This is a genomic window from Serratia sp. CoH_122_TC_1, assembly GCF_058191755.1.
Window position 1 is genome coordinate 34967 of the sequence record NZ_JBXWLA010000008.1, and the last position, 24752, is coordinate 59718.

Consider the following 24752-nt stretch of genomic DNA (forward strand, 5'->3'; position numbering starts at 1 on the left):
TCTTCATTCGTTTCTCTTCTGATACCTCAGAGGAGACGGCAAGATGATCTACGTCTTTGGCCATCAAAATCCCGACAGTGACAGTATCTGTAGCACTCTTGTGACCGCGGACTGGCTAAACATGCTTGGGAAGGCCGCAACTGCATTCCGACTCGGTGAAATCACCGCTGAAACTGCGTTCATTCTGCAGCAAGCCGGTGTTGAGCCCCCTCCACTATTGATCGAAGATCTGAATGGTAAACCGGTCTGGCTGGTCGACTTTACCGATGCGGAACAAGGCCCCCTTTCTTTAGCTCTCAGTAATATTATCGGCATCATTGACCACCACCGGCTAGGCACTGTCATGACGCAAAATCCTCCCGACGTTTGGATACGGTCTGTCGGATGCAGTGCCACAATCATCTGGCAAATCCTTGCCCGTGAGAGCCAACTGCCTATATCCAAAGCTCAGGCGACCCTGATGCTAGGAGCCATTTTGAGTGATACTGTCGCCCTCAGTTCACCGACCACTACCCTCCATGATATTGCCGCCATAGAGGCTTTAATCCCCATCAGCAAGCTTAACTATGACGCCTTTGTTAAGGGCTTGCTGGCCGCTAAAACCGATATCCAAGGGAAAAATCCCCATACTCTTCTCATGAGAGATGCCAAACGCTACCAAATTGACGGCCTGTCGGTGTTACTTTCACAAATTGAAATCGCAGCCATGTCTGAAGTAGAAACCCTTCTTCCAGACCTTATTGCCGCGCTTGAGAAGGAAGGTCATTCCGGCGATGTCGATATAGCAATAATGGCTTTCACGGATATTTTTCAAAAAAACTCAACGTTATATTTCTCAGAAAATAATGCACTCAACTTCACCTGTTTGTCCTTGCCGGGGGTTATCAGTAGGAAAAAAGACATCCTCCCCTGGCTGACGAGGGCTATATCAAGGTTATCGAGGTAGTCAATGCCAATGTATAAACATGCTCTCTTATTGATCAGCGATGAGTCTGACGGACAACGTCTACTCCAAAGTGTTGCTCACCGTCTTCAGGAACAAGGAACGGCTATCACCCTTGGACACCTCACTTCGGATTACCGTGAACTCGATATTGCCTCTGATTCTTTAACAAAAGACCGCCAGTCTGCCAACGTTATCGCGGCAAAAGCCATGTTAAGCAGGCTAGTGGTATCAGCCGGCTTCCCTGTTGATGTAAAAGAAATTGTCACGATCGATCGATTCCAAGACGTCGATATCTGCATCACTGACACAGGTGTTGATCTGGTCATTCTGGGCCATAAAAACAGGCTGTTTGGGATGTTCTCATCACATTCCATTGCGTTTATTAACCGCCTGACCGTCGATGTGTTGATTAAACATATTTCTACTCACTGATATACGAGGTTTATATGAGCTTTATTATTGAGAAGATTGTTGCCCGAGAAATTCTGGACTCCCGAGGTAACCCGACCGTTGAAGTCGATGTCATTACCCCCTGCGGCACCTTTGCAAGAGCCTCTGTACCTTCCGGAGCCAGTACGGGTTCCCGTGAGGCCATCGAGCGGCGCGATAATGATAAAACTCGCTTTGGAGGAAAAGGCGTCCTCAACGCAGTCGAAACTATTAACACCAAGATTAATGACAGCCTTAAAGGGCATGATGTACGCGATCAGCGTGGCATAGATGACATTATGATTGCTCTGGATGGAACGGATAACAAGGAACATCTGGGTGCAAATGCTATTTTGGGCGTGTCATTGGCGGTAGCACGACTCGCCGCGCAGTTATGCCATACGCCTTTGTACCGCTATCTTGGCGGTATTGGGGCAAATCTCCTCCCTGTGCCGTGCATGAATATCATCAACGGGGGGGTTCATGCCCGTGGACAAGGTGCTGATTTTCAGGAGTACATGATTGCGCCTTACGGAGCACCGACATTCAGGGAGGCCATGCGCTGGGGTAGCGAAGTCTATCATTCACTCCGCCAAGTCCTTCTTGAAAAGGGGCTGTCGACAGGTGTGGGAGATGAAGGTGGCTTTGCACCTGCCGTTTCTTCTAATCGTGAGCCCCTGGAATTGATTGTTCTGGCGATTGAGCAAGCGGGTTATCGCCCAGGCGAAGATATTGTCATTTGTATGGATCCTGCCTCTAGCGAGTTTTATCGTAACGGCAAATATCACTTGCACACAGAGAATACCGAGCTTACTTCGCAGGAGATGACGAACTATTACCAGACATTGGTTAAAAACTTCCCGATTGTTTTGATTGAAGATGGCCTCGCTGAGGATGATTGGACAGGATGGAAAATTCTCCACGATACATTGGGAGACCAGGTAGAACTGGTAGGTGACGACATATTCGTGACCAACGTGAAGTATATTCAGCGCGGTATTGACGAAAACCTCGCCAATGCCGCATTAATTAAACTTAACCAGATTGGATCCCTCAGTGAAACCTTTGACGCAGTTCAGCTTTGTCATGACAATAATTGGGGGGCTTTTATCTCACACCGCAGTGGTGAAACAGTGGACAGTTTTATCGCTGATATGACAGTAGCAATGCGCGCCGGCCATCTAAAAACGGGTGCGCCATGCCGGGGGGAGCGTATTGAAAAATACAATCAACTCATGAGAATTGAGGATGAGTTAGGCTCATCGGCAAGATTTGCAGGGAAGTCTGCCTTTAAATGAGCTTATTGTGCGTCTGCCCATGGGTTTCGGGTCTCATGTTAATTCCCTCAACCCCGTTATGTTGGACAGTTTGCATGACGCGGTTCATGGGCCCACGTTCGGTAGCGTGCCGAATGTGGGCCTTTTAATGTCATCAGAATTATCATTATTAAATGAACATTCATGTTCTTACTCTTTTTATACTTACTTCAGCGCCACATTACTTTAATTGCTCAATCAGAAAATGGATATCATAAAGCCAGCGCTTGGCCCGGGCCGATCGCACCAGCATATAAACATACAACGGCCGGATCCGTTCTATTTCAAGATCCCAGTGATGACTGCGACGCGTTGATGAAGAAAATAACAGGGCTGATTTTGATGCTGGCCTGAAATATAACTCATGGCTGTAATTGCTGCTGTCGATGAGAAAAGCGTCGAAGTAGCCGCGCATCAAGGTCTCCGATACCGGTAACGACAGGTTTAGCTCTTTGTTTATTTCCGTATTCAGAGTAATGGCTACCCCCCTTTTAAGGAGGCCGGATGGATTATACCGCTCAATTACCGAGATCACCTGTTGCTGAATATCACTTTCCATTTCAACCTCAATGTATTTGGCTGCGCGAATGATGCAATACCATTCAGACTCTGTTGATTGTGACGAGTTCTTTTCAACGAGGTTATTTTCCTTTTCTTTACACTTTCACCACAGAATGGGTATAAAAATACGCAGAGCGGCGTCACTCCACCCTGCGTAATAGCGTTACTGCTGTCGACAAAGTTTATTGGGTTAGCGAGGCATTATTGGCAATGACAGCGTCACTGTGTTTCTCTGCCGTAATACCGCCCCCCAACACCTTATACAGCGTAATCAGGTTCTGGTACTCGGTTTGCCGTGCTGTAATCAACGACTGACGGGCGGTATACAATGTCCGTTGCGCATCCAGCATCGTGAGATACGTATCCACACCATGTCGATAACGCAGCTCCGCAAGGCGGTAATACTCTTGCGACGCCGCCACATAGCCCGTTTGCGCCGCCAACTGTTCCTGAATAGTCCCTTTACGTGCTAACGCATCGGCCGTTTCCTGGAAGGCCGTCTGTACCGCTTTTTCATAGGTAGCGACATACAGGTCTTTCTGCGCTTTGGTGTAGTTCAACTGCGCCGTGTTATAGCCCCCGGTGAAGATCGGCAAACTGATGCTCGGCGCAAAGGACCAAACGCCGACGCCCTTACTAAACAGTGATGACAACTCCCCGCTGCCCACGCCACCGCTGGCGGTCAAGCTGATCGACGGGAAGAACGCCGCGCGGGCAGAGCCGATATTGGCATTCGCAGCCTTCAGATTATGCTCGGCCTCCAATACGTCAGGCCGGTTCAGCAACACCTGCGATGACACACTGGCCGGTACCTCTTTCATGATGTTTGACAGCGCTTCAATCCCCGTTGGCAGCAGGTTTTCTGGCACGCTTTGCCCCACGACCAGGTCCAGGGCATTTTTTGCCTGGGCGGCACTGGTGGTGTAACTGGCCACGTCCGATCGTGCCTGCTGATACACCGTGTCCGCCGAAGCGACGTCGACCATCGACAGAATGCCGTTTTGTTGGTTTTTGCGCGTCACCGCCAAGGATGCGCTGGCGCTTTCCATGGTGCTCTTAGCGACGGTGAGGTTACTGCGCGCAGCCGCAACATTCACCCAGTCAGTGACAATATCGGCGATCAACGTCAGCCGGGTACTTTTCGCGGCTTCTGACTCCGCCAGATAGGTTTCAAAGGTGGAACGTGACAGGCTGCGATTTTTGCCGAATAAATCCAGTTCAAATGCACTGGTGCCTGCCGTCGCTTCATAGCTCTGGCTTATCGCTGTCGCATTACCGTTGCCGGTCAGCGCACGACCACGGCTGCCGTCCACACCGGCATTAACGGTTGGGAACAAATCGGAACGTTGTTCGCCGTACAGCGCCCGCGCCGATTCGATATTGGCAATGGCTTCACGCAGGTCGCGGCTGCTGCTCAGCCCCATCGCCACCACCTGCCGTAACTTGGCATCGACCACATAGTCACGCCAAGGGATATCCGTGTAGCTCAATGACAATTTACCGGAAGGCGCTGTATAAGCCGCCCCCTGCGGTAAATTGGCCGGGACCGGCGCTTGCGGGCGCTGGTAGTCAGGATCCAGCGAGAGACACCCCGCCAGGAACAGCGGAAGTGTCAGAATGATTAAACGTTGCAGCACATTATTCTCCTGCCTGTGGCGCACTATTTTTTACTGGTGTGGCGTGGGTCGTTTTGCGTGAAAACATCCGTCGCACCAATACGTAGAACAAAGGAACGAAGAAGATAGCCAGCAACGTCGCCGTGAGGGTGCCGCCAATGATCCCCGTGCCAATGGCGATCCGGCTGTTGGCCCCTGCACCGCTGGAAACCGCCAACGGCAAGACACCGGCGGTAAATGCCAGGGAGGTCATCAGGATGGGGCGCAAACGCATGCGGGAGGCTTCTATCGCTGCGGCGATTAAGGTTTCACCCCGTTGGTATTTCTCTTCGGCAAATTCAACGATCAGGATCGCGTTCTTGGCCGACAAACCGATAATGGTCAACAGCGCCACCTGGAAGTAAATGTCATTTTCCAGACCGCGCAGCGTGATCGCCAACAGCGAGCCAACCACGCCCATCGGTACCACCATCATCACAGCAAACGGAATGGACCAACTCTCATACAGCGCAGCGAGGCACAGAAACACAACAACCAGCGAGATGGCATACAGCGATGCCGCTTGCCCACTGGTCAGGCGTTCCTGGTAAGAAAGGCCGCTCCACGAGAAACTGCTGGCAGAGGAGAATTTCGCGGCCAGCGCTTCCATTTCATCCATCGCCGTGCCAGAACTGACGCCCGGTGCGCCCTCACCGGTAATTTCAAAGGACGACAGGCCGTTGTAGCGTGATAAGTTTTCCGGTCCGTAGATCCAATGGGAGGCGGCAAAGGCCGAAAACGGTGTCATGCTGGTGGTACTTGTACTGGATGTCCCGCGCACAAACCATTTATCGAGGTCTTCCGGTTTGGCGCGGTATTCCACATCCCCTTGCATATAGACTTTTTTCACCCGGTTGCGATCGATAAAGTCGTTGACGTAGGTGCTGCCGAACGCGCTGGTCAGGGTACTGCTCACGTCGCTGGCGCTAAGGCCCAACGCCTGCAATTTGTCATTGTCGATCTCCACCTGCAATTGCGGCGTATCCGGCAACGTATTGGCACGCACGGCGCTCAGGTTTGGGTTTTTCCCCGCGGCGGCGATGATCTGATCGCGCATCCCCTGCAATTCTGCGCGGGTAGTTGCCCCTTTAGCCTGCAACTCGAAGGTAAAGCCGTCAGACTGCCCAAAGCCGTCAATTGCCGGTGGACTCATTGAGAAGACCTGAGCGTCGCGAATCGTGGCGAAGTGCGCCATTGCACGTTTGGCTATCGCGTCGGCGGTATTCGCAGCGCCGGTGCGTTGGCTCCAGTCTTTCAGGCTGACAAAAGCCATACCGGCATTTTGCCCGCTGCCGCTGAACCCAAAACCATTAATGGTGAAAATAGTACTGACATTGGCCTTCTCATCGTTCAGGAAATAATCCTTCACCACGTCGCTGACCGCGGATGTACGGGCATTTGTTGCCCCAGCCGGCAAGGTATACTGCACCATCACCACGCCCTGATCTTCGTTGGGCAAAAAGCCGGTCGGCAATCGCATATACATCACTGCGGCGGCAATCAACAGCAGGCCGTACAGCAGCAGATACCGCATTGGGCTGTGGATCACCCGGCCCACCTTGTCGGCGTACTTCGCTTGCAGACGGTTATAGCCGCGGTTGAACTTGCCAAGCAGGCCTTTGTTGGTCAAATCCTCATGGGTGGGTTTCAGCAAGGTTGCACAGAGGGCCGGTGCCAGCGTCAATGCCAGGATCACCGACAGCACCATAGAAGCCACAATGGTGACGGAGAACTGGCGATAGATCACCCCGGTCGAACCACCAAAGAACGCCATCGGCAGGAATACCGCTGACAGCACCATGGCAATACCCACCAGTGCGCCAGTGATTTCCGACATCGATTTTTCCGTCGCCTCACGCGGCGGCAGTTTTTCTTCCCGCATCACACGTTCGACGTTCTCCACCACCACGATGGCGTCATCGACCAACAGGCCGATCGCCAACACCATGCCAAACAGCGTCAGCGTGTTGATCGAATACCCGAAAGCGGCGAGCACACCAAAGGTCCCCAGCAATACCACTGGCACGGTAATGGTGGGGATCAGCGTAGTGCGTAAATTCTGCAAGAATACAAACATCACGATCACGACCAGCACCACCGCCTCGAACAGCGTTTTCACCACTTCTTCGATCGAAATGTTGATAAAGTCGGTGCTGTCTTTCGGATAGGCGACCCTGTAGCCATTCGGCATGGACGTTTGGTATTCCGCCACCTTTGCCTTCACCAATTTGGCGGTGTTAAGCGCGTTGGCCCCGGCAGCCAATTTAACCGCAATGCCGGATGCCGGGTGGCCATTCAACCGAGCGCTGGAAGAGTAATCCTCGTTACCCAGCTCAACCCGCGCTACGTCGCCCAGACGCACCAGCGCCCCGCTGCTGTCACTTTTCAAGATGATATTGCGGAACTGCTCCGGCGTTTGCAGGCGTGATTGCGCCTTCACGGTGGCGGTCAGTTGCTGATCGGCACCCGAGGGTAAATCGCCGATCTTACCGGCGGAAACCTGGGTGTTTTGCGCTTCAATAGCCGTTTCTACATCGGATGGCATCAGTGAATAGGACGCCAGCTTGGTTGGGTTTAGCCAAATGCGCATCGCGTATTCTGAACCGAACACCTGCACGTCGCCGACGCCGTCGATACGTGACAAGGGATCCTGAATGTTACTCACCAGATAGTCAGAAATATCCGCCATGCTGGCCTTGTCCGTCTCGTCATACAGGCCGACGATCAGCAAAAAGCTGCTCTGGGATTTCTTCACCGTCACCCCTTGGGCGGTGACCTCGGCCGGCAAGCGGCTTTCCGCCTGTTGTACCTTGTTCTGCACCTGAACCTGAGCGATATCGGGGTCAGTGCCTTGATCGAAGGTGACGTTAATGCTCACTGAACCGTCGGAACTGCTGGTCGCCGAAAAATACAGCAGCCCATCCAGGCCGGTTAGCTGCTGTTCAATCACCTGGGTAACGCTGTTTTCCAGGGTTTCCGCATCTGCGCCCGGATACGTAGCGGAAATGGAAATCTGCGGTGGTGACACGTCAGGGTATTGCGAAATGGGCAGCGAGTTGATCGACATCAGTCCGCACAACATGATGATGATCGCAATCACCCAGGCAAACACGGGCCTGCGAATAAAGAATTGCGCCATGGTTACTGATCCCCGCCGTTAGCCACAGCGGTACCCGCCGGTTTTTGCACCTCAACCGCCTTGACCTCCGTGCCGACAGCCACCTTGTTCGTGCCCTCGACGATTAACCGGTCCCCCTCATTAAGCCCCTGACTGACCAGCCAACTGCTGCCAATAACGCGCTCGGTGGTGACGGTGCGCTGCTCAACCTTGTTTTGGGCGTTAACCACCAGCGCAGTCGCCTCACCCTTAGCGTTGCGGGTTATACCCTGCTGTGGCGCCAGGATCCCCTTGGGATCAACACCGTTATCGACTTTGGCGTGAACATACATGCCGGGTAATAATTCGTGTTCTGGATTGGGGAACACGGCACGCAGCGTGACAGAGCCCGTAGACTCATCTACCGACACTTCTGTCAGTTCGAGCTTGCCTGCATGAGAATAAGGCGTACCGTCTTCGAGATTGAGGGTTACCGGCGTGACATCGTCACGTTGTAACGAAGCCTGCTGTTTGCGTAATTTCAGCAGTTGAGTGCTGGACTGTGTGAGATCGACATAGACAGGATCGAGCGCACGAATGGTTGCCAGCGCATCCGTTTGGCTGGCAGTCACCAGCGCACCGGGTGTCACCGACGAAATACCAATACGGCCGGAGATAGGCGCGCGTACCTGCGTATAGGCAAGATTGATTTTGGCCGTTTCCAGCGTCGCCTTGTACTGTGCCACCGCGGCAACGGCCTCCAGGTAGGACGCCATTGCATCATCTGCGTCTTGCTTGGACACACCGTTCTCTTTGACCAAAACAGCATAGCGTTGTGCTTTCAGGCGACTGGCGTTCACCGTGGCTTGAGCACTTTTCACCTGTGCGGCCGCTTGATCATAACTGGCCTGATAGGTTGCAGGGTCGATTTGATACAGCACCTGGCCGGCGTTGACTTCTGCGCCTTCGGTAAAGAGGCGACGCTGGATAATGCCTTCCACCTGAGGACGGACGTCCGACGTCATGGTGGCGTTCACTCGACCGGTCAGATCGCTGCTCAGCGTTACAGATTGGCCATGCAGTGTCGCCACCCCCACCTCCTGTACGCCACGGGCGCCTGTGGGGGCGCTGCCACTTTGGCCATCACAAGCGGCCAGTAACAACGACAGGCTGACAAGAAAAACCTTTTTCCTTTGCATCGACTTTCTATCCTATTGAGAACGTTTATTCTCAATATATAGAAAGCGACGTTTTTAGTCTGACAGGGTTACGTAAGGATTCAGTAAAATTGCATCGCAGAGCATGAAGAGAGCCGGTGCGCACCTGCTACGCACTGGCAAGCGAACTATTTCTTTCGAAGCGGGATATCTTTCAGCAACCAGGTTAACGCAAATGCCAGTGCCATCACCACGGCGGCAATTTGGTACACCGAGTGAATCGCACCACCGAATGCCTGCAGGTAGTCCTGTTGCAGCGCCGCGGGCAGATGATGCACGGCACTTGCCCCCAGTGAACGTGGCAACTCAGTGCCTTCAGGCAGCAAAGCGGCCAGACGGCTGTGCAGCACGTTGGTAAAAATCGCGCCAAATACGGCGACGCCAATAGACCCCCCGATGGAACGGAATAGCGTAGCACTGGACGTGGCGACCCCCATATGTTTCGGCTCTACGCTGTTTTGTGCCGCGAGGATCATCACCTGCATCACCATACCCAAGCCTAACCCCAACAGGCTGATGTAGAGATACAGCAAATGCACCGGGGTCGAGTTTTTCAACGTACCCAGCAGTATCATCCCCGCCAACGCACACAGCGTGCCGATGATCGGAAAGATGCGGTATTTGCCGTGTTTGCTGATCAACCGTCCGCTGATGATGGAGCTGATCATAATCCCCCCCATGAGCGGCAGTAATTGCATCCCCGCCTGGGTCGGTGTGGAATCCTTCACCACCTGCAGATACAACGGCAGGAAGGTCACCGACCCAAATAGCGACATACCGACGATAAAGCCTATCAATGCACACAACATAAAGGTGCGATTACGGAACAGCCCTAACGGAATGATCGGTTCGCTCGCCAGCCGCTCTTCGTAGATAAATCCGCCTATCGACACCAGACCAAACGCCAAAATGCACCACAATTGGCCGTCAGACCAGGCCATTACCGTGCCACCCTGGCTGGTAAACAGGATGATACAGGTCAACGCTGCCGCGAGATAACTGGCGCCCAGGAAATCAATCTCATGTTTGACCCGGTTAACCTTGGATTGGAACACCGCACCAATCACTAACAGTGCGAAGATCCCCAGTGGCAGGTTGATATAGAAAATCCAACGCCAAGAGAAATGTTGCACCAACACCCCACCGATCAGCGGCCCAACCACCGTCGCCAAACCAAAGACCCCACCAAATAACCCTTGATAGCGCCCACGATCGGCCGGTGGGATCACATCACCCACCACGGCCATGGTCACGACCAACAAACCACCCCCACCCAGCCCTTGCAACGCACGCATCAGGATAAGCTCCGTCATATTCTGCGCTAACCCGCACAGCACGGAACCGAGCAAGAAGACCACAATGGCTATCTGTAACACGATCTTGCGTCCGAACAGATCGCCGAACTTGCCATACAGTGGCACCACAATGGTCGACGCCAGCAGATAGGCGGTCACCACCCACGACAGGTTCTCCAGACCACCGAATTCGCCGACGATAGTCGGCAACGCAGTAGACACAATCGTCTGATCGAGCGCCGCCAGTAACATGACCAGCAGCAGTGCTGAGAACAACAAACGGATCGAGGGGGCCTGTTCATGCACCCTGCCGTTTTCTTCGTTGCCTGCTACGTTATCCGTACCCATGTAAGTGAGCCCGCTTGTAATTAATTAATTGAGTAATTAATATATGAACTATTCTTTTCTCCGGTCAATGGATCTCACCGCGATGACAGCACAAAACGTTCAAAAACCACGGCGCCCCGGTCGCCCTAGCGGCAGTGCTAATGGCGCAGAAAAACGCGAGCATTTACTCGACACCGCGCTGAATATGTTTGCCCGTCAAGGCATTGCCGATACGTCGCTGAATGCCATTGCCCGTGAGGCCGGCGTAACCCCTGCCATGCTGCACTACTATTTTCACAACCGCGAACAGTTGCTGGATGTGCTGATAGACGAGCGTTTTCTGCCGGTTAGGCTTGCTGCCGGCAGCGTGTTTGACGCCAATACAGACGATCCCGTGGCCGCCTTCACCCAACTGGCACAGCGATTTATCGACATCTCGACCGATCACCCATGGTTTGCGCCACTGTGGTTACGTGAAGTGATGAGTGACAACGGCATTTTGAAACAACGCATGAACGAGCGATTTGGGGATACGCAACGCAAAACAGCGCTGCAATCGATCATTCGCTGGCAAGCAGAGGGCAAGCTCAATGCAGGCCTGGAGCCGTCGCTGATGTTTATTACCCTGTTTGGCATGACGCTGTTGCCCTTAGCCACCGCGCCAAAATGGCACCGTAATGACGATGATAATCCGTTGAACGCCGATGTTATCGCCCGTCACGCCATTACGCTGCTGACTCAAGGGCTGGGGCCACAGCGCTAAAGATGAGCACGCTTGAAAAACTGGAATTAATGATTGTGCGGTAAAGCCTACAGATGAGAGAGTGTCACATCACCGCTTTAAGATTGAAGGGATTAACGATGACACAGGAAAGGCGTAAGAGATTGGCACTGGTCGCTGCTGTCGCTTTTGCCATTTATTTGATAACGCATATTGGCGAGTTTGATTTCCCCCTTTCCCTGGCTAAAGCCTGCCTTGCTTCAATCATTGTCACCCTGCTTTACGCATTCCTTTCAAGCCACTTCTGGAAAAAGTATGTTCTGAAGCTAAAGGATTATCAATAAGTTACCCTTTGGCTAACAGGCGTGAAAAATACGTTTACGCACCATCGGCATAATAACCGCAGGGCCAAAAATGACCCTGCTTGACGATGTGCCGTTTACACTGCCGGCAGTTGGTTGGTCACGCAGTGAATCCCCCCACCGCCAGCGGCAATGGCGTCAATATTCAGCTGCACCACGTCACGATCGGGGTAAAGCTCTGTTAACAAATTCAACGCGGCGGCATCCGCCTCAGCGTCGCCAAACTCCGGGGCGATAACCGCACCGTTGATCACAAAATAATTGATATATCCCGCAGCAAAATCCGGATTGCCCTTGCTGAAACGGCTGCGGCGTGGATCCATCGGGGGCGACATCGTATGCACCTTTAACTTGCGACCATCGGCATCGGTTGCTTGTTTGAGGATAGCCAAATGGGCCTGCGTCACCTTGTGATCGTAAGAGTCAGGATCGGTATCTAAATTAGCCACCACCACCCCTGGGCTGGCAAAGCGGGCATAAAAATCGACGTGGGCATCCGTAATATCCTTACCTTTAATTCCCGGCAGCCAGATAATTTTGCGCAGGCCGAGCATCTCTTTTAACTCTTGCTCAACCCGGTCACGGCTCCAGCCAGGGTTGCGGTTAGCATTGACCCAACTGCTTTCGGTCATGATCCCGGTGCCATGGCCATCCACCTCAATGCCGCCGCCTTCTCCCACCAGTCCGCTACGCCGTATATTGGCGACGCCGTAATGTTTCGCTTCAAACGCCGCCAGGCGCGAATCATAAGTATGCTGCTGTTTGTTGCCCCAACCGTTAAAGTTAAAGTCCACGGCCCCCAGCTTGCCTTGATTGTTAACCACAAAGTTGGCGCCAATGTCGCGCATCCAAATATCATCAAGCTCAGTGATAATGAAGGTCACATTGTGGGTACCGCATTTCTCTTCTGCCAGTTGCCGTTCTTTCTCCCGGCAAAATACCGTTAACGGCTGATATTGCGCGATGGCACAGGCAACTCGCCCTAAAGCATCCTGTACGCCCGACGTGTAGTCGGCCCAAATTGCCCGCTGCGCACCGAAGGAGATAAACGCGCGCTGCTGCACCTCTCCTTCATCAGGCATACGCCAGCCCTCTCCAGGTATAGCCTGCGCAGCATGGGCGGGTAGCGACAGCCCCATAGAGGCCGTTAGGCTCATGCCGGCAATCAGGGATGCCTGCTTAATAAATTCGCGACGCGTTGACATGGTTTGCTCCTGTATTGCCGTCATTAAAATAAGATATTCTGTTCAGTTGAAAACGGCGTGATTTCGATGTAGTACATGTTAAGGCTTCCAATACGGCCGGAACAAACGATACATTTAGCAGACACCTGATTAGATAGGCTTATCGATAATGTTAAAACACTGGCCCCCCATGAACGCACTACGCGGGTTTGAAGCCGCCGCCCGGCTAGGCAGCTTCCACCAGGCCGCAGATGAACTGCACCTCACCCAGTCTGCTATCAGCCAACAGATACGCAGCCTGGAGGCCTTTCTTGAACAACCTCTGTTCTTTCGCAGCGGCCGCAGCGTCAGCCTTACCGACGCCGGTCACGATCTCTATAGCACCGCGCAGGTGATGCTTCAGCAACTGGCCATCGGTATCCGTCGTTTGGATCAGTACCGTAAACCCAATCAGCTGATCGTCAACACAACCCCGGCGTTTGCCCGCCACTGGTTGGTACCGCACCTGAAGAGTTTCAATCGCCTGCATCCCGATATCGATCTCTGGCTATTTACGACCTTTGACCCGCCGGATATGGCGACAGAAACCGTCGATCTGGCGATCCGCGACGATCTCAGTGCCCAGGCGGAATGCAGCTTCAAAATATTGCTTCAGGATCGGCTCTATCCGGCATGCCACCCTGACGTGCTGAACGTCGTAGCCGCAGAGCGCACCACTTTGCACGGCGAACGCGAAATGGACTGGAGCCATTGGGCCATTCAGGGCGGCGTCAACATCGGGCAAAGCAGCCATGGGCTGAATTTCTCAGACCCAGGGCTGTTGCTGGATGCCGCCTGCGACGGCCTTGGCGTCGCGTTGGTCAGCCAACTCCTGGCACAGCACGCGCACGACAGAGGGCTGCTGATGCCGTTGACGGAGCAAAAGGTGCGCGGCCCCAATTGGGCATGGCTTATTCACCGCGACAGTGAAAACAACCCGTTTACCCAACATTTTTGTGAGTGGCTGCTAACCCAATTGCCTTCCGCAGTTTAACGTTTTAGCTCACGGTTCCAGACGGTGAATACAGCACGCCAGTTTGTGCAGTGCTACTTTCAATCAAGCGCCCAAACACGCAAACACAATGGCGCTAAGTGATTGTTGAGATTGAATTCACCTGTCATCGTTCAATTCGAAAAGGAACCGCTATGCATTCTGTCATCTTGAAAACATTAGCACTTAGCGTGGCGCTTGCCACCTTCAGCCCCGGGGTATTGGCCGCGAATCTGAGCGCCGGTGCCGTGGCAGCACCGGATCAATACGGTGCAAAAGTGGCTGCACAAATTTTGCAGGCGGGTGGCAATGCCGTAGATGCTGCAGTAGCCACCGCCTTTACTCTCGCAGTGACTTACCCTGAAGCCGGTAATATTGGCGGCGGCGGCTTTATGACGCTGTACGTCGACGGTAAACCCTATTTCCTCGATTACCGGGAAATTGCGCCAAAAGCGGCAACCAAGACCATGTACCTGAATAAAAACGGTGACGTCATTGAAAACCTTAGCCTGGTGGGCACCAAGGCAGCCGGGGTGCCCGGCACGGTGTTAGGCCTGTGGGAGGCACATAAACGCTTTGGCAAACTGCCGTGGGCAGAGTTACTGACCCCTGCTATCGGCTACGCGCAGCAAGGGTTTAAGGTGGCCGAACAGCAATATCAGTACCGTGAAGACGCCAATAAGCTGTTTGCCGGTCAAACCAACTTTGGTGATTACTTTGGCAACATGAAGCCCGGTGTCGTGTTTAAACAACCTGAGCTGGCCAAAACGCTGGAGCGCATCGCCAATAAAGGGGCTGAAGACTTCTATCAAGGTGAAACAGCCAAACTGCTGGTGGCGCAGATGCAGCGTGATGGCGGCCTTATTACACAGTCTGACCTGACGGACTACCGGGTGAAATGGCGCGATCCGATGCAAATCGCCTGGCGTGGTAACATCATCTATACCGCTCCGCTCCCCAGTTCCGGGGGGATCGCGCTGGCACAATTATTGGGGATAAAAGAGGACCGTGCCGCTGATTTCAAAGGTGTCGCGCTGAATTCCGCACGTTACATTCACCTGCTGTCGGAAATTGAGAAGCGTGTCTTTGCCGATCGCGCAGACTATCTCGGCGATCCCGACTTCACGCATGTGCCCGTCGACAAGTTGGTCGCCCCGGGCTACCTGCAAAAACGGGCGGCGGAGATCAATCCCGTCGCGATCTCCCCGACCGAGAAGGTGCGCCCAGGGCTTGAACCCCATCAGACCACCCATTTTTCGATTGTAGATTCTCAGGGTAATGCGGTCAGCAACACCTACACGCTGAACTGGGACTTCGGCAGCGGCGTGGTGGTGAAAGGTGCCGGCTTCCTGCTGAATGACGAAATGGACGATTTCAGCGCCAAGCCTGGGGTGGCCAACGCCTTCGGCGTTGTCGGCAGTGACGCCAACGCCATTGAGCCAGGCAAACGCATGCTTTCTTCCATGAGCCCAACCATCATCACACGTGACGGCGACGTGAGTCTGGTCATTGGGACGCCGGGTGGCTCACGCATCTTCACCTCGATTTTCCAGGTAATAAACAATATCTACGATTACCAATTGCCGTTAGAAAAAGCGGTGGCTGCGCAGCGCGTTCATCATCAACTGTTGCCGAAAGACACCATTTTCTACGACGGTTTTGCCCCACTGACGGGCAACGTGGCCGAACAGCTGAACGCGATGGGCTATAAATTGGAGGATCAAGGCTGGTATATGGGGGATATTCAGGTAATACGCGTTAACGGAAACACACCGGAAACGGCCTCTGATCCCCGAGGCCGCGGCATGGGACGGGTGGTAGAAAAGTAATCTAACATGGCCGACCAACAGGTCGCATCGTGGGTCGGCCATCATTGCGTTTCAGCTTGCGGGTTAATTACCCGCCGGTTTTATCCACTGCACCCTTCGCCAACTCACCGTAAACCACCTGCCCGCGGAAACCACGGCGCACCTGCTGGAATAATTCACGGAACGCCGGATAATCCTGCGCCTGACAAAGGGTAGCCTCACCGTGAATGGCATTCAGCTGTAATGTGTGATTGACGGTGACCTGTTGCCCCTCTCGCTGCCATTTAACCTGATAGTTACCCGCGGTATTACGGAATTGCTGATCCTTTGGAATAGCAATAATGGGAACATTCGCAGGCAATTGCAGACGATAGGTTTCATCAAAGCGTTGCGCATTGCAATAGAATGGCGTTTCGTTCGTCAACGCGGCCGTGGTCGTATACAGTGTGCGGAAAGACTTGCCGCCCGGCGGATTGGGCACTGTCATCCCACCCACTACGCCAAAATCGACATAGTCATCGGCCTTGAAACGGAAGCTGTAACCAAACGGCTTGTTAAGATCCAGCGGATCGCCGCTCATCGCTACCTGCCCACGTCCGTCGATGCCGGAAGAAGACATGATGGACTCCTCGGTTCGCGTCCGATTATGCGGGTTGATTTTCGAGAAATAACCCCGCAGGTTAATCTCATCAACTTCACTCAATTTTCGTTCGGTTTGCCCACGCATCGTGCCCGACTTATCGAATACCACATCCACGTTGAGTGGGCTTTCCGTCCGTTGTGCGTCATTGTTCGGGGTATGTGCCAATGTCGCGTCACGCGTCAATAACACCGGAACGCCCAGGTCGCCCTCCGGCAGTTGACCGAAGCGCGCCCAAGGACTGGTGGAATCCAGATACAGGTCAAATTCGGGCACGTAAGTGATGGCATGGTTAAAGCGGCCCAGCAGCGGCACTTCAGGCAGGATCGGCCCTTTCATCATGCCAATCAACACGGGCGAACTCTCTATCCCCTTGGCCGCCAACAACGCCTCTAACAGCACCACATGATCCTTACAATCGCCATAATGGTTGTCGAGAATACTTTGTGCAGAATTAGGCTCCAGCCCGCCGTTACCCAGGTACACAGCAACATAACGGATATTCTGTGCCACCCAGCGATACATCGCCGCGGCCTGTTCACGACGATCGTCAATGCCGGCTGTGATGTGATCTGCCATTGCCTGCACTGCCGGCGTCACCTTGGCCGCTTCACTGGCCTTCAACTGATAGGCTTTTGCCAACTGTGGCCATTCACGGTAGGTACTGGCCATAATGGTTGGGCTGAAAGTCCAGCGGTCCGCCGCCCAATTCTGCGTCTTCAGCGGTACGCGTCGTTGGTAATGCCAACGCCAGTAAGCCTGCCCATCACGGATCTGCGGTTTATCACTGCCTTCCACATCCCGGGTATAAATATGCATGGGCAAATCTGCCGGTGCCTGCAAATTGACCTCGGCATCATCAAATTGATCGAATACGCTAAAGGTTTCCCACAGGCCAAAATAATCCGGGAAGTAAGGCACATTTTGGGTTTGGCGCAGCTGATAGAGGATACGAGAACCCGGTGCCAGGTTGGGGAAGACGATCACCTTCACTTTACGATCGGCATACACGGCCGCTGACGCGCTGGAGTAGCTTTCCTGGGTATAAATTCGGTCGGGGGCAACATCATGGCGTTGACCGTCAGCCGTCAGTGTATAGGCAGAAACCACCTCCAGCGTTTCCATTTTTTCACTGTAACCCAATCGAATCTGGCTGAATTTCTCGACCGCAGCCTTGGTTTTGAGCAGGACTTCATAACTTTCGGTCTTCACGCTATGGGCATTGGCAAGAACCTGATAGTCAGCGCGGTAACGAACAAAGCTGAAGTCATTGCTGACTGCCGCCTCTTGCCCTGCGGGTAAGGCCGCGTCGGCGGCCAGCAACGTGACAGGATGTACCGCCGTCAAACTGGTGAGTAGCAGTATTGAAGGGATCGCTATTTTCATTTTCATTCCTTTGACAAAGAGTAACCGGCCGTAAAGCACCGCATCCATAAAACGCTAGCACAACACTATGACAATGATTCAGGTGCAACAAACCCAGGAGCGCACTGATGCGTTATTGCCTCAATGCCCCCACGACTAGCCTTGTTCTATCAGCATGACCGCCGTGGTATCCGCTTCCAGGGCTTCAAAGATGTGCTCTCGATCGGCGGAATAACGGATGTAGTCCCCCGCGCCCAGCTCCACTGGCTGTTCTGTCGGCCCAATTCGCGCTCTGCCACTGCTGATAATCACATGTTCAATGGTACCCGGCATATGCGGCCGTGAAATGCGCGACTCCCCCGGCTGTACACGCAGGCGGTAAATATCTCTTTGTGCCCCCGGCGGGCAGGTTGCCAACAGCGTGGCGGCATAATTGGCGTGTTCAGAAACGGTAGTAACCCCTTCATTGGCGCGGATCACCTGAACGTGCTGACGGGGTTGGGAGATTAACCGGCTTACCGGCACATCCAGGGCCATGGCCAACGCCCACAATGTTTCCAGGCTGGGATTACCGCTACCGGTTTCCAGTTGCGAGAGCGTTGATTTGGCAATGCCCGCCCGGCGTGCCAATTCGGTAACCGTTAACCCAATCCGCTCACGCTCTCGGCGGATTGCGGCAGAAAGCAGGCCAATGGGTGTGGCGCTGTTGCTGGCATTATCGCTCATTGTTCACCATATCATCCGTTTGTTCGACTTGACGAACACCCAGTAGGTGTTCATCATAATGTTCAGTTGTTCATTTTAATGTCTTACATTCACGGCGACAAGCGCTTATCACATCAGGGAGAAAATGAATGAAAATAAAAACCAGCGGTGTGCTGCAGATGAGCCTCGCGATGGTAATTTCCGGCACCGTGGGCTGGCCGGTCGTTTTACTGGGGCAGCCGGCACCCACGGTGGTTTTCTGGCGCTGTGCGTTTGGTGCGCTGGCAATGTTGATCGTTTGTGCCTTGCTGGGTCAGTTAAGAAAAGGCGTGTTAACTCGCCGTCAGGCGGCCATTGCGGTACTCGGTGGTCTAGCACTGGTGTTGAATTGGACGCTGCTTTTCGGCGCTTATTCCTACGCGTCAATTGCCGTGGCAACCGTCACCTATCACGTCCAGCCTTTTATGTTGGTCGGGTTGGGCGTGTTGTTTTTTGGTGAAAAAATGACGGCGAATAAACTCGGTTGGCTGGTGCTGGCCTTTGGTGGCATGTTGCTGATCATTACAGGTAAACAGGATACAGGCAGTTCCAATGCCCATTACCTTACCGGGGTGTTACTGGCGCTGGGCGCGGCCTTTATGTATGCGGTAGCAGCCGCTATCGTCAAGCAGTTGAAAGGCGTACCGCCGCATCTGCTCGTACTCATTCAGCTCACCGTTGGCATGGTGCTGCTGGCCCCCTTCGCCGGTCTGGCTTCCTTGCCACCAACAGCCCATACCTGGTTGCTGCTGGCCACTCTCGGCTTGCTGCATACCGGCTTGATGTCTTCGCTGTTGTACAGTGCGATCCAGAAAATCCCCACCACTCTGATCGGGGCTTTATCGTTCATCTACCCATTAATGGCGATTCTGGTCGACTGGGCCGTATTCGGACATCGCCTTAGCCTGATGCAATTACTGGGCGCTGCGGCCATCTTGTTGTCGGCGGCCGGCATGAACTTTGGTTGGCAGCTGTTGCAGGCGAGTAAAGCCGCTCCTCAGGCCGGAGATCGCTAACGGGTTACCCCTCAACAGAGGCGTTATTCCCCGGAGAACCGCATGTTACGGCGCGCTGTTACCGGTTTTACCCCCTTGGTCACATTACCGGTAACACCCTTTTTTAACATCCTTCAGCGTGATATCTGTCGCAAAACCGTCTGTGGAAAACCGCTTTTATAGCAATAACGACGTTACGCTATTTTTGAACAGGTGAAACCATGACGACCCATACGCCCGATGAAGTGCTGTTAATTGCCCCAGTAATGGAAAATCTGCTTGCTCGCCTTGAGGCGACCTTTGTCGTGCACCGCTTATATGAACACGCGGATCCGGTTGCTTTCCTGGCGGCCAAAGGGCGTTCCTTGCGTGCCATTGTCACCCGTGGCGATATCGGCGTCACAACGGCGGTTCTCGAACAGTTACCGCAGTTAGGGCTGATTGCCGTGTTTGGCGTAGGAACAGACGCCATTGACCTGAGCTACACCCGTCAGCACGGTATTAAGGTCACCATCACCTCCGGCGCACTGACTGAGGACGTGGCCGATATGGCTCTTGGGCTGCTACTGGCTACCGCGCGTCAACTGTGTCACAACGACCGCTTTGTCCGCGATGGCCGCTGGTTACACGAGGCACCAGGCCTGTCAGTGCAGGTGAGCGGTAAACGACTGGGCATTTTTGGCATGGGGAATATCGGCCGTGCTATCGCTCAGCGCGCCGCCGGGTTCAACATGCGCATCCAGTACGCCAGTCACCAACAGGACAGCTCACTGCCCTACACCTATTACGCGGATCTGCTGGCATTGGCGCGGGAAAGTGACTTCTTTGTGATCGCCATTTCCGGCGGCAAGGACAGTGCAGGCCTGGTGGATAAAGCGGTATTCGATGCCCTGCCATCACATGCACTGGTGATCAACATTGCCCGCGGCAGCATCGTCAATGAAACCGATCTGATCGCGGCACTGCAAAGCGGCGCCATTGCCGGTGCCGGGCTCGACGTTTATGCCCACGAACCGCAGGTGCCCGCCGCGCTGATCGCCATGGATAATGTCGTACTGCAACCGCATATTGCCAGCGCCACCCAAGAAACGCGGCAAAAAATGAGCGACATCGTGTTTACCAACGTTGAAGCCTTTTTTAACTATGCGCCACTGCCCCACGCCATCGAATAAATAACGCGTTTTCTTTCGATTTTATTACCGCCGAATAACAGAACCTCGCGCTCTGGAGGTTCTCCCTGCGTCCTGTAAAGAGAGATCGCCATGGATAATAAAATACCCAACACCCGCTGGCTGCGGGTCATTGCCCCGATCCTGATTGCCTGCATCATTTCCTTTATGGACCGCGTTAATATCAGTTTTGCGCTGCCCGGCGGTATGGAAAGTGATCTAGGGATCACCAGCCAAATGGCCGGTTTAGCCAGCGGCATCTTTTTTATCGGCTATCTGTTTTTGCAGGTTCCCGGCGGCCGCATCGCGGTTAACGGCAGCGGTAAACGCTTTATCGCCTGGTCATTGTGCGCCTGGGCCGTGGTGTCTGTAGCGACCGGTTTTGTCACCAATCACTATCAACTGCTGGTGCTGCGCTTTGTCTTGGGTATTTCTGAAGGCGGCATGTTGCCGGTAGTACTGACGATGATCAGCAATTGGTTTCCAGAAAAAGAGCTGGGCCGAGCCAATGCCTTTGTCATGATGTTTGCGCCGTTGGGGGGCATGCTGACCGCACCGATTTCTGGTGCCATCATTAACCAACTCGATTGGCGCTGGTTGTTTATCCTCGAAGGTGTGCTGTCGTTAGTGGTTTTAGCCGTCTGGTGGCTATTGATCAGCGATCGGCCACAAGAGGCGCGTTGGTTACCGGCCCGCGAGCGAGAATATCTGGTGGCTGAACTCACGCGGGAACGTCAGGCCCGCAGCAGAACACAACCGGTCAGCAATGCCCCGCTGAAAGACGTATTCCGCAATAAAGGGCTAATGAAGCTGGTGCTGCTGAACTTCTTTTATCAAACCGGTGACTACGGTTACACCCTGTGGCTGCCTACTATTCTGAAGAACCTCACAGGCGGCAATATGGCCTCTGTGGGCTTCCTGGCCATTTTACCTTTCGTGGCAACCTTGTTGGGGATTTACCTGATTTCTGTCCTTACCGACAAAACCGGCAAGCGTCGGCTGTGGGTGATGGTGTCATTGTTCTGCTTCGCTGCCGCCTTGCTGGCATCGGTGGTGTTACGCCATAACGTGGTGGCCGCCTATATCGCGTTGGTGGTTTGTGGTTTCTTCCTGAAAGCGGCAACCAGCCCATTCTGGTCAATGCCCGGGCGTATTGCCTCTGCAGAAGTGGCCGGTGGCGCACGTGGCGTCATTAATGGCTTGGGCAATCTGGGGGGATTCTGCGGACCTTATCTGGTGGGCGTGATGATTTATCTCTATGGGCAAAACGTCGCGGTGTGCGGATTGGCGGTGTCGCTGATCATTGCCGGGATCATCGCATGGCGCTTGCCAAAAGAGTGTGACCTGACCGACAGCGAATCGGCGCATGACGCGCTGCTGGACAAGGCCAAACGGGCCTGAGCGACAACAAAACCACAAGCGGGCAACGGCAAAATTTGCTATGTTAGCCCGCTGATTAAGGTCTGTTGTTACTCGTTGGATAGGTCTATGTTTACCCATAAAGCAATTGCCGAACTCAATGCACTGGAGTTGATGGTTTATAACTACGTCATCAAGAATAAGAACCCCGTGATATACATGACCATTCGCGAGCTGGCGGAGGCCGTCGGGGTATCTACCACCACGGTACTGCGTTTTTGCAAAAAAATGGGCTGTGAGGGTTATTCTGAATTCCGCATTCGCTTTAAGTTGTATCTTGAACAGACCGAAGCGCCACCGATAGATTTCGGCACCAGTGAAATAATCAGTTTCTTTAAAAGTATTAACAACGACGAATTCAACCAGCTTATTGACCAGGCGGTACAATATATTGCCGCCGCAGAACGTATTATTTTTGTTGGCGTAAGCACATCGGGCGCATTAGGGAAATACGGTGCGCGTTTCTTTTCCAATGTAGGTAAATTCAGCACCCATATTGATGACCCTTATTACCCTATCAACAGTGACATGTATAAAAGCGCTGTCGCCATTATGCTTTCCGTGTCTGGCGAGACGGAAGAGATCCTGCGTCTGGCCAGCCAGTTCAGCCTGCATAACTGCAAGATTGTCAGCATCACCAACAATGAAACCTCATCGCTGGCGCGCATGGCAGACTTCAACCTCTCCTACCACGTGCCACCGCAGCTGATCGCCGGGCACCATAATATCACGACCCAAATCCCGGTTATTTACATTATTGAAACCATCGGCAAGCGATTGGGTCATATTAGCGCCGCGAAATAAAACAGCCTGTTTTTTTAATGTAACAAGTCACCCTAAGGGGCGGTTTGTTATATCGTGACATTCAATTCCAGCTTGCTACTATATTCTCATCCGTGACCTTTCATGAATAATGGAATGAGAAACCAACGATGAAACAACAACAGTTACCGAAAGATTTTCTGTGGGGTGGCGCCGTCGCTGCGCACCAGGTTGAAGGCGGTTGGGATCAAGGGGGCAAAGGCCCTAGCATCGCAGACGTATTGTCGGGCGGTGCACACGGCGTGGACCGCGTGATGACCGACGGTGTGCTGGAAGGCTATCGCTACCCCAACCACGAAGCGGTGGATTTCTACGGTCGCTATAAACAGGATATCGCGCTGTTCGCAGAAATGGGGTTCAAATGTTTCCGTACCTCGATCGCCTGGACCCGCATTTTCCCTAAGGGTGATGAGCTTGAGCCGAATGAAGCCGGCCTGCAATTCTACGATGATCTGTTTGATGAGTTGTTGAAATACAATATCCAACCGGTGATCACCCTGTCGCACTTTGAGATGCCCTATCACCTGGTGAAAGAGTATGGCGGTTGGAAGAACCGTCAGGTGGTCGATTTCTTCGTGCGTTTCAGCGAGGTGGTACTGCGTCGTTATCAGCATAAAGTGAAGTACTGGATGACCTTTAACGAGATCAACAACCAGAGCAACTACCAGTACCCATTGTTTGGCTATTGCTGTTCCGGCGTGGTGTATACCCAAGAAGAGAACCCAGAGCAGACGCTGTATCAGGTATTGCACCACCAGTTTGTCGCCAGTGCTCAGGTGGTTAAACTCGGTCACCAGATTAACCCGGAATTCAACATTGGCTGCATGCTGGCCTGCGTGCCCTTCTACCCGTTCTCCTGCAAGCCAGACGACGTCATGTACAGCGTAGAAGCGATGCATTCGCGCTACCTGTTCACCGACGTGCAAGTGCGCGGCTACTATCCGTCGTACCTGCTGCGAGACTGGGAACGCAAAGGCTTCAAGATTGAGATGCAGCCGCAGGACGAACAAACCCTGCGCGAAGGCTGCGCGGATTACATCGGTTTCAGCTACTACATGAGCAATGCTCTGAAGGCCGATGCGGTAAGCACTGGCGATGCGATGTTCGACTTCCCCGGTAACGTACCAAACCCGCATGTAAAAGCGTCCGACTGGGGATGGCAGATTGATCCCGTTGGGCTGCGTTACTCGTTGAACGTGTTGTACGAACGCTACCAGAAGCCGTTGTTTATCGTTGAAAATGGCTTTGGCGCCTTCGACAAGGTCGAAGCTGACGGTAAAATCAACGATGATTATCGCATCGACTACCTAAGCGCACATATCGAACAGATGAAAAAAGCCGTGATCGACGACGGGGTTGATTTGATCGGTTACACCCCTTGGGGCTGTATCGACTGTGTCTCCTTCACCACCGGGGAATACGGCAAACGCTACGGTTTTATCTACGTCGACAAACACGACGACGGTACCGGCACGCTCGAGCGTTCGCGCAAAAAGAGTTTTGACTGGTACCGAAGGGTTATCGCCAGCAACGGCGAACAGCTGTAATACGCCCGTTCCCCCTGTGAGCCACATTTTGTGGCTCTTTTTTATTGTGGCATAGTCATGGCGCAGTCACATATTACTCCCTCCAACCGTCTGCATTTAAAAG

General features: G+C 53.4%; 20 protein-coding genes. 12 read left to right on the forward strand and 8 right to left on the reverse strand.

Features of this window, described 5'->3' with window-relative positions:
- Window positions 1-43 precede the first annotated feature (43 nt).
- From AC2FC2_RS11800 to eno, 3 genes are read left to right on the forward strand one after another with little or no spacing between them, the layout of a single operon-like run.
- Entirely contained in the window at window positions 44-946 is a 903-nt protein-coding gene (locus AC2FC2_RS11800; RefSeq protein ID WP_490659266.1) for a DHHA2 domain-containing protein, read from the forward strand.
- Between the two features lie 3 nt (window positions 947-949).
- Window positions 950-1378, forward strand: coding sequence for a universal stress protein (locus AC2FC2_RS11805; protein WP_490659267.1), 429 nt, complete (start codon window positions 950-952; stop codon window positions 1376-1378).
- Window positions 1379-1392: 14 nt separating this feature from the next.
- Window positions 1393-2673, forward strand: coding sequence for a phosphopyruvate hydratase (gene eno, locus AC2FC2_RS11810; protein WP_490659268.1), 1281 nt, complete (start codon window positions 1393-1395; stop codon window positions 2671-2673).
- Window positions 2674-2872: 199 nt separating this feature from the next.
- On the opposite strand, the gene AC2FC2_RS11815 is transcribed toward eno, so the two are convergent.
- The 5 genes from AC2FC2_RS11815 to AC2FC2_RS11835 all read right to left on the reverse strand — a co-directional run bounded on the left by AC2FC2_RS11815 (window position 2873) and on the right by AC2FC2_RS11835 (window position 10864).
- On the reverse strand, window positions 2873-3250 hold the full coding sequence (locus AC2FC2_RS11815; RefSeq protein WP_209633498.1) for a DUF1493 family protein: 378 nt from the start codon (window positions 3248-3250) through the stop codon (window positions 2873-2875).
- 184 nt (window positions 3251-3434) lie between these two features.
- Window positions 3435-4889, reverse strand: a complete 1455-nt coding sequence (locus AC2FC2_RS11820; protein ID WP_490659269.1) for an efflux transporter outer membrane subunit — start codon at window positions 4887-4889, stop codon at window positions 3435-3437.
- A 1-nt stretch (window position 4890) separates the two neighbouring features.
- Window positions 4891-8046 carry an efflux RND transporter permease subunit gene (locus AC2FC2_RS11825; protein WP_404759589.1) on the reverse strand — a complete coding sequence of 1052 codons (3156 nt, stop codon included), beginning with the start codon at window positions 8044-8046 and terminating at the stop codon, window positions 4891-4893.
- A gap of 2 nt (window positions 8047-8048) precedes the next feature.
- Window positions 8049-9203, reverse strand: coding sequence for an efflux RND transporter periplasmic adaptor subunit (locus AC2FC2_RS11830; RefSeq protein ID WP_490659270.1), 1155 nt, complete (start codon window positions 9201-9203; stop codon window positions 8049-8051).
- A 146-nt stretch (window positions 9204-9349) separates the two neighbouring features.
- On the reverse strand, window positions 9350-10864 hold the full coding sequence (locus tag AC2FC2_RS11835) for an MDR family MFS transporter (RefSeq protein ID WP_490659271.1): 1515 nt from the start codon (window positions 10862-10864) through the stop codon (window positions 9350-9352).
- A 43-nt stretch (window positions 10865-10907) separates the two neighbouring features.
- Between AC2FC2_RS11835 and AC2FC2_RS11840 the strand changes: the two genes are divergently transcribed.
- Both AC2FC2_RS11840 and AC2FC2_RS11845 read left to right on the forward strand, forming a co-directional pair.
- Complete coding sequence (locus AC2FC2_RS11840) at window positions 10908-11606, forward strand: TetR/AcrR family transcriptional regulator (RefSeq protein ID WP_209633506.1); 699 nt, start codon at window positions 10908-10910, stop codon at window positions 11604-11606.
- A 98-nt stretch (window positions 11607-11704) separates the two neighbouring features.
- Window positions 11705-11908 (forward strand): hypothetical protein, encoded by a 204-nt coding sequence (locus AC2FC2_RS11845; RefSeq protein WP_209633508.1) that lies wholly within the window; start codon window positions 11705-11707, stop codon window positions 11906-11908.
- A gap of 95 nt (window positions 11909-12003) precedes the next feature.
- Here AC2FC2_RS11845 and AC2FC2_RS11850 read toward each other — a convergent pair whose 3' ends face one another.
- Window positions 12004-13131: an agmatine deiminase family protein gene (locus AC2FC2_RS11850; RefSeq protein ID WP_490659272.1), complete on the reverse strand. Its 1128-nt coding sequence runs from the start codon at window positions 13129-13131 to the stop codon at window positions 12004-12006.
- Window positions 13132-13279: 148 nt separating this feature from the next.
- Between AC2FC2_RS11850 and AC2FC2_RS11855 the strand changes: the two genes are divergently transcribed.
- Entirely contained in the window at window positions 13280-14143 is an 864-nt protein-coding gene (locus tag AC2FC2_RS11855) for a LysR family transcriptional regulator (RefSeq protein ID WP_490307493.1), read from the forward strand.
- Between the two features lie 152 nt (window positions 14144-14295).
- Window positions 14296-15969, forward strand: a complete 1674-nt coding sequence (gene ggt / locus AC2FC2_RS11860) for a gamma-glutamyltransferase (protein WP_490659273.1) — start codon at window positions 14296-14298, stop codon at window positions 15967-15969.
- 67 nt (window positions 15970-16036) lie between these two features.
- Here the strand turns inward: ggt and AC2FC2_RS11865 are convergent, their stop codons facing one another.
- Both AC2FC2_RS11865 and AC2FC2_RS11870 read right to left on the reverse strand, forming a co-directional pair.
- A complete protein-coding gene (locus AC2FC2_RS11865; RefSeq protein WP_490659274.1) occupies window positions 16037-17974 on the reverse strand; it encodes a DUF3857 domain-containing protein in 1938 nt (645 codons plus the stop codon).
- A 135-nt stretch (window positions 17975-18109) separates the two neighbouring features.
- Window positions 18110-18679: a helix-turn-helix domain-containing protein gene (locus AC2FC2_RS11870; RefSeq protein WP_209633518.1), complete on the reverse strand. Its 570-nt coding sequence runs from the start codon at window positions 18677-18679 to the stop codon at window positions 18110-18112.
- Window positions 18680-18807: 128 nt separating this feature from the next.
- On the opposite strand from AC2FC2_RS11870, the gene AC2FC2_RS11875 reads away from it, so the two are divergent.
- From AC2FC2_RS11875 to AC2FC2_RS11895, 5 genes are all read left to right on the forward strand, one after another.
- Window positions 18808-19713, forward strand: a complete 906-nt coding sequence (locus AC2FC2_RS11875) for a DMT family transporter (RefSeq protein WP_490307491.1) — start codon at window positions 18808-18810, stop codon at window positions 19711-19713.
- 200 nt (window positions 19714-19913) lie between these two features.
- Window positions 19914-20864 carry a 2-hydroxyacid dehydrogenase gene (locus AC2FC2_RS11880; protein ID WP_490307490.1) on the forward strand — a complete coding sequence of 317 codons (951 nt, stop codon included), beginning with the start codon at window positions 19914-19916 and terminating at the stop codon, window positions 20862-20864.
- Between the two features lie 90 nt (window positions 20865-20954).
- Window positions 20955-22262 carry an MFS transporter gene (locus tag AC2FC2_RS11885; RefSeq protein ID WP_490307489.1) on the forward strand — a complete coding sequence of 436 codons (1308 nt, stop codon included), beginning with the start codon at window positions 20955-20957 and terminating at the stop codon, window positions 22260-22262.
- An 87-nt stretch (window positions 22263-22349) separates the two neighbouring features.
- Window positions 22350-23084, forward strand: a complete 735-nt coding sequence (locus AC2FC2_RS11890; protein ID WP_265553304.1) for a MurR/RpiR family transcriptional regulator — start codon at window positions 22350-22352, stop codon at window positions 23082-23084.
- A 128-nt stretch (window positions 23085-23212) separates the two neighbouring features.
- A complete protein-coding gene (locus tag AC2FC2_RS11895) occupies window positions 23213-24649 on the forward strand; it encodes a 6-phospho-beta-glucosidase (protein WP_265553306.1) in 1437 nt (478 codons plus the stop codon).
- Window positions 24650-24752: the final 103 nt, after the last annotated feature.